This is a genomic window from Stenotrophomonas sp. Sm6012, assembly GCF_030985895.1.
Lineage (GTDB): Bacteria > Pseudomonadota > Gammaproteobacteria > Xanthomonadales > Xanthomonadaceae > Stenotrophomonas > Stenotrophomonas forensis.
Window position 1 is genome coordinate 1 of the sequence record NZ_JAPTFX010000041.1, and the last position, 10,430, is coordinate 10,430.

A 10,430-nucleotide genomic window follows, 5' to 3' on the forward strand; every position below is an offset into this window, starting at 1 on the left:
GCGTCCCCACGGGGATTCGAACCCCGGTCGCCACCGTGAAAGGGTGATGTCCTAGGCCTCTAGACGATGGGGACGCAATTCTCATCAATGTTCTTTAGCGACCTTTCGACGGCCTAATGCCGAAAGATTGGTGGAGCCAAGCGGGATCGAACCGCTGACCTCCTGCATGCCATGCAGGCGCTCTCCCAGCTGAGCTATGGCCCCACGTCGCTGAGGAGCGAAATAATAGCCTTGCCCCAGGGGGTTGGCAAGCATTTGTTGCACTTTTCTTCACGCACGCTGCGCGGCAGATTCCTGTTGCCGTGGCTACGCGGTGTCGCCGGTCAGCGCCGCCAGGATCCGGCATTGATCCAGCGCACCATGCCCGGGGCAGGCGTCGACCAGCTGCGAAAGCGCAGCGTGCATGCGCTGCAGTTCGGCCATCCGTTGCGCGATGTCCTGCAGGCGGGCCTGTGCGGTGTCGCGCACGCTGCCCATGTCCTGCGAGTGACGATCACTGAGCGCGAGCAGTTCGCCGATCTCGTCCAGGCTGAAGCCCAGCGCTTTGGCGCGGCGGATGAAGCGCAGCCTGCGCAGGTCCGCCTCGCCGAAGATGCGGTAGCCACCGGCCGAGCGCACCGCCGTCGGCAGCAGCTGCTGCCGTTCGTAGTAGCGGACGGTGTCGATCGGCACGCCAGCCTGGCGGGCCAGTTGTCCAATGTTCATGGCGGATTCCTGCAGATGCTGCCGGTCATTGTGAAGCCTGGAGTCTGGTCAAGGGTCAAGACCTGGCCTGGAAGTGCGTATTCAGCGCACTTTGCAACTTTCTTCATAGCCCCGCCGCTGGACCAGTTCCTACCCTTCGCCTGAACCGGCCGTTCGATGGCCTGTAACAAACCGAGGAGGTGGTCTGTGGATGGAATCAGGAACGAGGGATTCGTCGAGGTCGCGGTGGTCGAGTATCCGGGGGGCGATCCGTCTGCCGCCTCCGTACTGGCCGAGATGGCTCATGTCGCAAATCGCCTGGCCCAGCAACAGCGCCGGCCGTTCAAACGTGTGTTGGTCACGCGCTGGATCGTACCCGCCAGTCAGACCGGTGTGCACCGCATCGCCGGTGCGGAGATGCTCGATGCCGCCATTCCTGCGGTGATCGCCGTTCCCGGGCAGATCAGTCCCGGCACCTGCCTGCGTGCCGAAGAAGTCGTGTTGGACTGGCTGCGCGCCCACTATGACGGTGGCAGCCTACTGGCTGCAGCCAGCGAAGGTGTGAGCGTTCTTGCGCGTGCGGGCCTGCTGGCCGGGCGAACGGTCAGCGGGCCTGATCTGGGGCGGCACCCGGGGTTGCAGGCGCAGGCCGTGAGCTGGGTGCCGAGCGAGCGTGCGCTGGTCGATGACGGCGATCTGCTGACCGTCGGCGGATCGCAGGCGTGGCGCTTCCTGGGGCTTCGGCTGCTGTACCGGCTGCATGGACAGGGCGTGGCCAGCGCGGTGGCGCAACAGTTGGGCATCACGGTGCCGGATGCGGTGCAGCAGGATCTGGAGCGCTTCAGCGCCAATTTCGCGCATGGTGATCGCGACGTACTGAAGGCGCAGCGCTGGCTGCACACCACCGCAGCACGTGGCGCCACCCTGGCCGCGATCTGTGAGGTTTCCGGGCTGGAACCGCGGACGCTGCAGCGACGCTTCCTCCGGGCCACCGGTCTGCGGCCCATCGAGTATTGCCAGCGGCTGCGCATCGCCAAGGCGCAGACCTTGCTGCAACAGGGCGCCGGTATCGACGAAGTGGCCTGGGGGGTGGGCTATGCCGACCAGAGCGCGTTTCGGCGCCTGTTCCTTCGCATCGTGGGCATGACGCCGGCCAACTATCGCCGCCACGTCAACTGCAAGCGGCGCGAGCGGCCGCTGATGCCTTCGGTCGCAGGCAGCCTGCGCGGATTGCAGGCGCCGACGGGTGTGCAGTTGGGACGAAGCGCCGCGTGAGGCCTCATGCTGCAGTGGTGCTTGCAACCTTGGCGCGACGCTTCGACCATGAGGTGGTTGAATGATTGAACAGGTGGGTTGATGTCGAGCGTTGGGCCGGTTCCGATGCCGGTGGTATTGATTCTTGTATGCAGCGCGCTGGCCATGGCGGTTGCCCGCCTGTGGCCACGCGGAGCCGACCCGGAACCGCTGCCCTCAGCTGCCAGCATGGTGCTGGACATGCTTCTGATCGGCCTTCTGTGTGGTCGCATCAGTTTCGTGGCACTGAATTTCGCGCTGTATCGTGGCGCGCCGTGGAGCATTCTTCAGATCACCGATGGTGGCTATCACATGGTGGTGGTGGTGCTGGCGGGGCTTGCGTGGGGTCTGTGGCGCCTGCGCCGGTGGCCCCTGCTGCGTGCGCCGGTGCTGACAGCGGCCCTGGTCGGCGTATTGCTCTGGTCTGGAGGGAGCCAGGTATTGTCGCTGTGGCAGGAGCGCCAGATGCCTTTGCCGACGCTGCAGGTGACGGATCTGCAGGGTGGCCCGGTTGATCTGCAGCAGTTCCGGGGCTCGCCACTGGTACTGAATCTGTGGGCCACATGGTGTGGCCCCTGCCGCCGAGAAATGCCGGTGCTGGCCGCGGCGCAGCAGGCACATGCCGATGTGCAGTTCGTATTCCTCAATCAAGGCGAAACCCTGGATGAGGTCCAGGGTTTTCTCTCCGACGAGCGGCTGGTGCTGGGAAACGTGTTGCTGGACGATGACGCGGCCGCATCAACCGAGCTGGGCGTGCAGGCCTATCCTTCGACCCTCTTCTTCGATGCCGACGGGCGCCTGCGTGAACTGCACCTGGGCGAACTGACCGCGGCCGGTCTTGAACACAAACTGCGCCGGCTGCGGTAGCCTGCGCGGGCATCTCACTACGGAGTTCCCATGTTGTCGACTTCCTTGCGCACCGCTCCGGCGTTGCTGTTGTTGCCGGTCATGCTGGCATTGGCCGCCTGCAGCCAGGCCCAGACTCCGCCAGGCAAGACTGCGGCGGCACCGGCCGCAAGCGCTCCGGTCGCTGCCAAGGGTGACCGTCCCGCAGTGTTGAAGGGCATCGAAAAGCACGGCTTCGAAGTCGTTGCCGAGTTCGATGCGCCGGGTGGACTGCGTGGCTTCGCCGGTGTGGTGGGTGGCCAGCAGCCGGCTGCGGCCTACGTCACCGCCGACGGCAAGCATGTACTGGTCGGCAGCCTGTTCGATGCCGAAGGCAACGACGTGGCTGCCGAGGCCGTGGAAAAGCTGGTCGCCGCACCGATGTCGGCCAAGATGTGGACCAAGCTGGAGGCCAGCGCCTGGGTGCGTGATGGCAAGGCCGACGCACCGCGAGTGGTCTATACCTTCAGCGATGCCAATTGCCCGTACTGCCACAAGTTCTGGGAAGCGGCCCGCCCATGGGTCGATGCAGGCAAGGTGCAGCTGCGCCACATCATGGTCGGCGTGATCCGTGAGGACAGCCCGGCCAAGGCCGCGGCCATCCTTTCGGCGCGTGACCCGAGTGCGGCGCTGCTGGAGAACGAGCACCAGTTCGACCGCGGTGGCATCAAGGCGCTGCCAAGCATCAGCCGCGAGATCGCGGGCAAACTCGATGCCAACCAGGTGTTGATGATCGAGATGGGCTTCCAGGGTACTCCGGGCATTCTGTTCCAGGACACGCAGGGCCAGGTACAGCGTCGTGCCGGCTTGCCGCAGGGGGATGACCTGCAGACGGTGCTCGGCCCGCGCTGATCGAAACCCGCATCGCATGAAGTGAACCACAGGCCCGCACGGCGACGTGCGGGCCTGTTGCGTTCGGTAGTACAGGCGGGCCCAACCGCATGCGCATGACCTGTTCTTCGTCACGTCTGAATCGTGACTGACATCAAGCCTCGCGCCTTGATTCCAATCAAGGCCAAAAACGACAGGCGGACTAGCCTTTGACGCATGGAATACAGCGTCAACGCGCCATGGATGCCGCGCCGAAGCTGCCCCGATACGGGCAGCCCGGCCCAGCCATTCACGACACTCTCACTCCCTGCTTGTTACCCAGACCGCTGCGGTCGCCACCTCTCTGGCAGCGCGGCCTTGATGGAGTCGACACGGGGGCAGGCAGGACAGTGTCATCGTTCTGTTGCCTGCCACGCGCAGGCTGGCCGGTGTCGTCGACGCAGTACCTGCATTTCCAGCAACGGCAACGCGAGGCCAGGGGGGCGCATGCGTGCGCTCCGGGAACGTGATGCGAATGTTCGTCCGGGGAGGATGCAATGCGTGTGGCGGTACTGAGTCTGGCGTGTCTGGGTGCACTGGCGATCACGCCAGCGTATGCGCAACAGCACGATGCGGAGGATACACAGGCACTGCGGCGCGAGATTGCCGCCATGCGGCAGGCGCTGGAAGGCATGCAGCAGCGCCTGGATCGGCTTGAACAACGCGACGCGACGCCTGCGCCTGCGTTGGCGCAGATGCCGGCAGCGCCTGTAGCGGCTGGTGCTGCAACGGCGGCTGCGACCGATGTAGTCCATCGCACCCAGGTGCCGGGTGTGGCACAGCCGGTGCTGCCGCAACGCGAATCCGTGGCCGATCCGTCCACCGCGGCATCGCGTCCGGACAGTGCGGCGGGCCCGACCGACCCCGATCTGAAGGGCTTCTTTGCCATCCCGGGAACCGACACGGTGATCCGCATCGGGGGCTACGCCAAGCTCGATGCCATTGCCGACTCGCGCGCGGCGGGTGACGAAGACCAGTTCATTCCCTCGTCGATGCCGGTGGGGGGCAGTCATCGCGACGTGTCCAACTTCAACATCCATGCCAAGCAGACCCGCTTCAGTTTTGAAGCGCGGCGACCGACCACGCACGGCAATCTGCGCTTCTACCTGGAAAACGACTTCTTCGGCAGCAGCGATGGCTACGAGTTCCGGCTGCGCCATGCCTATGGCCAGCTTGGCAATACCTACGCCGGCTACGGCTACTCCAGCTTCATGGACCCGGACAGCCTGCCCGACACGCTGGATTTCGCAGGGCCGGGCGGTGCCGGTTACCTGCTGGTGGCGGGCATCCACCACAGCTTCGCGATGGGCAAGGGCAACACGCTCACCGTCGCCGCTGAAGACCCGAAGACCGAACTGGCCGGGGCCACCGAGGAACGGGCCGCAGTGAACCGCCTGCCCGATGTGACGGTGACCGCGCGCATGGAGCGTGACTGGGGCCATCTGCAACTGGGTGCGGTGGCGCGCAGCCTGGCCTATGACGGCGATGGCGAGCGCGACCGGCGCATGGCCGGCGGCCTGCAGCTCAGCGGCTCGGCCTCGGTGGGCGAGCGCGACCTGTTGTTGTTTGGTGCCCTGGGTGGCCGCGGCCTAAGTCGCTACACCGCCGACCTGACCGGCTCCGGGCTGGATGCCGTGGTCGGCGCCGATGGCCGCCTGGATGCATTGGACCTGCATGGTGGCTTCGTGGGCTACACCCATTACTGGTCCGAGCTGTGGCGCTCGAACCTGATCTTCGGGCAGCTGACGCTGGAACGGAATGCGGCACTGGCCGCCGACGCGTTCCGGCAGAGCCGCTACGGCGTGTTCAACCTGATCTGGAGCCCGGCGCCGTCGTGGACGATGGGCATGGAGCTGCTGTACGGCCGCCTGGAACAGCAGGGCGGCACGCGCGGCGACACGGTCCGGGTGCAGGGCAGCCTGCAGTACAACTTCATCAAGTAAGCGCCAGCGGCCGTACGCCAGCGCAACCGTCCCCACGCCCGGCCGCACCGGGCTCATGCCAGTACAGGAGATTGTCATGGCAGAAGCAAAGAAAATCGGGGTGGTCGGAGCCACCTTCCTCGTCGCCGGCAACATGATGGGCTCGGGTGTGTTCCTGTTGCCGTCCAGCCTGGCCAAGATCGGCACCGCCTCGATCTGGGGCTGGCTGATCACCACTGCCGGCGCGTTGCTGCTGGCGTTCGTGTTCGCCAAGCTGGGCAAGCTGGCACCGAAGGCGGGTGGTCCCTATGCCTACGCGCGTGACTGGTTCGGGCCGTACATGGGCTTCCAAACCAATACCATCTACTGGTTCGCCAATTGGATCGGCAACGTCGCCATTCCGATCGCTGCGGTGGGGTACTTCAGCTACTTCTTCCCGATCCTGTCCGAACCGCTGGTGCGCTGCATCGCGGTGCTGGTGCTGGTATGGGCGCTGAGCTTTGCCAACATGATCGGTCCGGCCTTCGTCAGCCGCGTGCAGACGGTCACTACCAGCTTCGCGCTGGTGCCGATCCTGGGCATCGCCATCTTCGGCTGGTTCTTCTTCGATGCCGACATCTTCAAGGGCGCCTACAACGTGTCCGGTGAATCCAACTTCGGTGCGATCTCCAGCGCCGCGGCACTGACCCTGTGGGCCTTCATCGGCGTCGAATCGGCCTCGGTGACCGCCGGCGTGGTCGAGAACCCGGAAAAGAACGTGGCCCGGGCCACGCTGGCGGGCGTGTTCCTGGCTGCCATCGCCTATATCGCCAGCTCCTCGGTGATCATGGGCATGGTACCCAACGGTGAGCTGCAGACCTCCGATGCGCCGTTTGCGCTTGCCGCGGCCAAGGCGGTCGGTGGCTGGGGCGGTGCGCTGGTCAGCCTGTGCGCCTTCATCGGTGCTGCCGGTTCGCTGGGCGGCTGGATCCTGCTGACCGCGCAGAGCGCCAAGGCGGCGTCGGATGACGGCCTGTTCCCGAGCATCTTCAGCAAGACCAACAAGGATGACGTGCCGGTCAAGGGCGTGCTGATCGTAGCGGTGCTGATGACCCTGGCCGTGCTGGTCACCTCAACCTCGGAAACCGCGTCCGCGCAGTTCGACGTGATCACGTCAGCGGCGGTGGTGCTGACGTTGCTGCCTTACATCTACTCGTGCGTGGCGTGCTACTTCGTGGTCGAGCGTTCGCACACGCTGGTCCACACCGGAGCGTTCTGGACCCTGACCAGCCTGACCGTCGTGTACTGCCTGTGGGCGATCTACGGTTCGTCGGGAACCATCGTGCAGTACGCGTTCCTGTTCGTGCTGTTCATCACCGTGTTCTATCCCTTCTTCAGCGAGGAGCGCCGCCAGCAGCGGCAGCGCGCCCGCGAGGCCTCGGCGATCAGCGCCGGCGCCCAGCGTTCCTGAGTTAGACAAGGAGAATCAACGTGTACTTCAAGTCCCTGGACTACCCGGTCATTGTCATCGACAACGACTACGAGTCGCCGCGCATCGGTGGCATCCTGATCCGTGCGCTGGTGGAGGAGCTGCGCAGCAACGACCAGCGCGTGCTGTGCGGCCTGAACCTGGATGATGCCCGTGCCGGTGCCCGCACCTACGTGGCGGCCTCGGCGGTGCTGATCTCGATCGATGGCAGCGAAGAGGTGGACGGCGAGTTCCAGCGCCTGACCGCGTTCCTGCGTGAGCAGAGCGCGCGCCGCGCCAATCTGCCGGTGTTCCTGTACGGCGAGCGCCGCACCATCGAGAAGGTGCCGAGCAAGCTGCTCAAGTACATTCACGGTTTCATCTTCCTGTTCGAAGACACCAAGAGCTTCATCTCGCGGCAGGTGATGCGTGCGGCCGAAGACTACATGAAGAACCTGTTGCCGCCGTTCTTCAAGGCCCTGATCCACCACGCGGCCGAGTCGAACTACTCCTGGCACACGCCGGGCCATGCCGGCGGCGTGGCGTTCACCAAGTCGCCGGTCGGCCGCGCCTTCCACCAGTTCTACGGTGAGAACACCCTGCGCAGCGATCTGTCGATCTCGGTGCCGGAGCTGGGTTCGCTGCTTGACCATACCGGCCCGATCAAGGATGCCGAGAACGAGGCAGCGCGCAACTTCGGCGCCGACCATACCTTCTTCGTCACCAACGGCACCTCCACCGCCAACAAGATCGTGTGGCACGGTACGGTGGCGCGTGGCGACGTGGTGTTCGTCGATCGCAATTGCCACAAGTCGCTGCTGCACGCGCTGATCATGACCGGCGCGGTGCCGGTGTACTTCACCCCCAGCCGCAACGCGCACGGCATCATTGGCCCGATCAGCCTGGACCAGTTCACGCCCGAGTCGCTGCAGCAGCGCATCGCCGCCAATCCGCTGGCCAGCAAGGCCTACCAGGCCGGCTCCAAGCCGCGCATCGCGGTGGTCACCAACTCGACCTACGACGGCCTGTGCTACAACGCCGAGAAGATCGCCGACGAGATCGGCAGTGCGGTCGACTTCCTGCACTTCGACGAAGCCTGGTATGCCTACGCCGCGTTCCATCCGTTCTACGAGAACCATTACGGCATGGCCAAGGGCAAGCCGCGTGAGCAGGATGCGATCATCTTCACCACCCATTCCACCCACAAGCTGCTGGCCGCGTTCTCGCAGGCGTCGATGATCCACGTGCGCAATTCCGCACATCGCAACCTGGACGCCGAGCGCTTCAACGAGTCGTTCATGATGCACACCTCGACCAGTCCGCATTACGGGGTGATTGCGGCCTGTGACGTGGCCTCGAAGATGATGGAGGGCGATGCGGGCCGCTCGCTGGTGCAGGAAATGCATGACGAGGCGATCGCCTTCCGCCGGGCGATGCTGCACGTGCGCGATGACCTCGGCCGCGACGACTGGTGGTTCAGCGTGTGGCAGCCCACCAAGCTCGAGCGCAGCCTGGACAAGGGCGATACGCCGGCACCGCTGGTGGCCAAGCGCGAGGAGTGGTACCTGCAGCCGGATGCGCACTGGCACGGCTTCGAGAACCTGGTTGACGACTATGTGCTGATCGACCCGATCAAGGTGACCCTGCTGACCCCGGGGCTGGCGATGGACGGCAGCATGGGCAAGCTGGGCATCCCGGCGGCGGTGCTGAGCAAGTTCCTGTGGGGCCGCGGCATCACCGTGGAGAAGACCAACCTGTACTCGGTGCTGTTCCTGTTCTCGATGGGCATCACCAAAGGCAAGTGGAGTACGCTGGTCACCGAGCTGATGGCGTTCAAGGAGCTGTACGACCGCAACGCGCCGCTGAGCCAGGCACTGCCGTCGCTGGCCGCTGACTATCCCAATGCCTATGCCGGCTGGGGCCTGCGTGACCTGTGCGATGCGCTGCACGCGTTCAACCAGGAATTCTCGGTGGCCAAGGTGATGCGCGAAATGTACGTGGACCTGCCGACCCCGGTGATGACTCCGGCCGACGCCTACAATCACCTGGTGAAGGGCGAGATCGAGCGGGTCGACATCGAGCAGCTCAGCGGCCGCATCGCCGCCACCATGCTGGTGCCGTACCCGCCGGGCATCCCGACCATCATGCCGGGCGAACGCTTCGGCGACAGCGACGAGCCGATCATCCGGTCGTTGCGCATCGCCCGCGAGCAGAATGCCCGTTTCCCAGGCTTCGAGTCGGACGTGCACGGACTGATCATCGAGCACGAGGGCGATGAGACGTCGTACAGGGTGGAGGTGCTGAAGGCCTGACCGGCGACGGTCGGCCCTTCGGCGAACGATGGATACCGCGCGCGAGCAACGCATCCTGAAGTTCTCGATCGGGGTGACCATCGCGGTCAGCGCGGTCGGCTTCATCGGTGGCTTGCTGGTGGGATCGCAGGCCATCCTGTTCGATGGTGTCTACAGCCTGGTCGACGTTGCCTTGACGCTGGTGTCGTTGTCGGTACTGCGGCTGGTGGCGCGGGAACAGAGCCCGCGCTTCCAGTACGGTTACTGGCACCTGGAGCCGATGGTGGAGGCACTCGGTGGGGTGATTCTGTCGCTGGCCTGCGTGTATGCGCTGGCCAACGCGGTGATTGGCCTGACCACGGGCGGGCACGAAGTGAAGTTCGGGCCCGCGCTGTGGTGGGCGGCGTTGCTGAGTGCCAGCAACCTGGCAATGGCCGCGTTCGTCGCGCAGCGTGCGCGGCGCCTGCGCTCGGCGTTGCTGTGGCTGGACGTGCGTGGCTGGCTGCTGGGCGGATTGATGAGCCTGGCCGTGGTGCTGGCCTTCGTGCTGGCCCTGGTGCTGCACGGCGGTCAGTGGCATCACTGGGTGCCGTACCTGGATTCGATCGTGCTGGCGTTGATCAGCCTGGCGGTACTGCCGGTGCCGGCGCGAAGCGCGTGGAAGGCCATGCGTGAAGTGCTGCAGGTGGCGCCGGATGACCTGGACCGGCGCGTGCAGCAGGTGATGCAGGCGTTCGTGGCCGAGCGCGGCTATGCCGGCTTCACCAGCCACGTGGCGAAGATGGGGCGGATGCGCTTCATCGAGATCCATGTGCTGGCCGACCCGGCGACACCACTGGGCTCGGTGGGCCAGGTCGATGCCATGCGTGACGAGATCGCGGTGCGGCTGGATGCCCGTGGCAGCACGTTCTGGCTGACCATCGATTTCACTGCCGATCCGGCGTGGACCTGACCCGGCATCGGTAGCGTCGAGCAGGTTCGACGCTACGAAGGGCCGTGATCGTTGCGCGCGCCGGACTACTCTGTTGCGTTGGATGC

8 protein-coding genes and 2 tRNA genes are annotated in these 10,430 nt (G+C 65.3%); 7 read left to right on the forward strand and 3 right to left on the reverse strand.

Annotation, left to right across the window (positions count from 1 at the left end; translation table 11 throughout):
* Position 1: 1 nt before the first annotated feature.
* From O0J73_RS09675 to O0J73_RS09685, 3 genes are all read right to left on the reverse strand, one after another.
* Positions 2-74 (reverse strand) — tRNA-Glu (locus tag O0J73_RS09675).
* 54 nt (positions 75-128) lie between these two features.
* A tRNA-Ala gene (locus O0J73_RS09680) sits at positions 129-204 on the reverse strand.
* Between the two features lie 102 nt (positions 205-306).
* Positions 307-705 (reverse strand): heavy metal-responsive transcriptional regulator, encoded by a 399-nt coding sequence (locus O0J73_RS09685; protein WP_308308584.1) that lies wholly within the window; start codon positions 703-705, stop codon positions 307-309.
* Positions 706-891: 186 nt separating this feature from the next.
* Between O0J73_RS09685 and O0J73_RS09690 the strand changes: the two genes are divergently transcribed.
* From O0J73_RS09690 to O0J73_RS09720, 7 genes are all read left to right on the forward strand, one after another.
* Positions 892-1,959 (forward strand): helix-turn-helix domain-containing protein, encoded by a 1,068-nt coding sequence (locus tag O0J73_RS09690; RefSeq protein WP_197564098.1) that lies wholly within the window; start codon positions 892-894, stop codon positions 1,957-1,959.
* Positions 1,960-2,040: 81 nt separating this feature from the next.
* Positions 2,041-2,844 (forward strand): TlpA disulfide reductase family protein, encoded by an 804-nt coding sequence (locus O0J73_RS09695; RefSeq protein ID WP_197564097.1) that lies wholly within the window; start codon positions 2,041-2,043, stop codon positions 2,842-2,844.
* A gap of 30 nt (positions 2,845-2,874) precedes the next feature.
* Entirely contained in the window at positions 2,875-3,714 is an 840-nt protein-coding gene (dsbG, locus tag O0J73_RS09700) for a thiol:disulfide interchange protein DsbG (RefSeq protein WP_197564096.1), read from the forward strand.
* Between the two features lie 515 nt (positions 3,715-4,229).
* The gene (locus O0J73_RS09705) at positions 4,230-5,675 is read left to right on the forward strand and encodes a DcaP family trimeric outer membrane transporter (RefSeq protein ID WP_308308585.1); all 1,446 of its coding nucleotides are present in this window, start codon (positions 4,230-4,232) and stop codon (positions 5,673-5,675) included.
* Positions 5,676-5,751: 76 nt separating this feature from the next.
* Complete coding sequence (gene adiC / locus O0J73_RS09710; RefSeq protein WP_006461445.1) at positions 5,752-7,104, forward strand: arginine/agmatine antiporter; 1,353 nt, start codon at positions 5,752-5,754, stop codon at positions 7,102-7,104.
* A 20-nt stretch (positions 7,105-7,124) separates the two neighbouring features.
* Positions 7,125-9,413 carry an Orn/Lys/Arg decarboxylase N-terminal domain-containing protein gene (locus O0J73_RS09715; RefSeq protein ID WP_308308586.1) on the forward strand — a complete coding sequence of 763 codons (2,289 nt, stop codon included), beginning with the start codon at positions 7,125-7,127 and terminating at the stop codon, positions 9,411-9,413.
* A gap of 28 nt (positions 9,414-9,441) precedes the next feature.
* Positions 9,442-10,344: a cation diffusion facilitator family transporter gene (locus tag O0J73_RS09720; protein WP_006461443.1), complete on the forward strand. Its 903-nt coding sequence runs from the start codon at positions 9,442-9,444 to the stop codon at positions 10,342-10,344.
* Positions 10,345-10,430 lie beyond the last annotated feature (86 nt).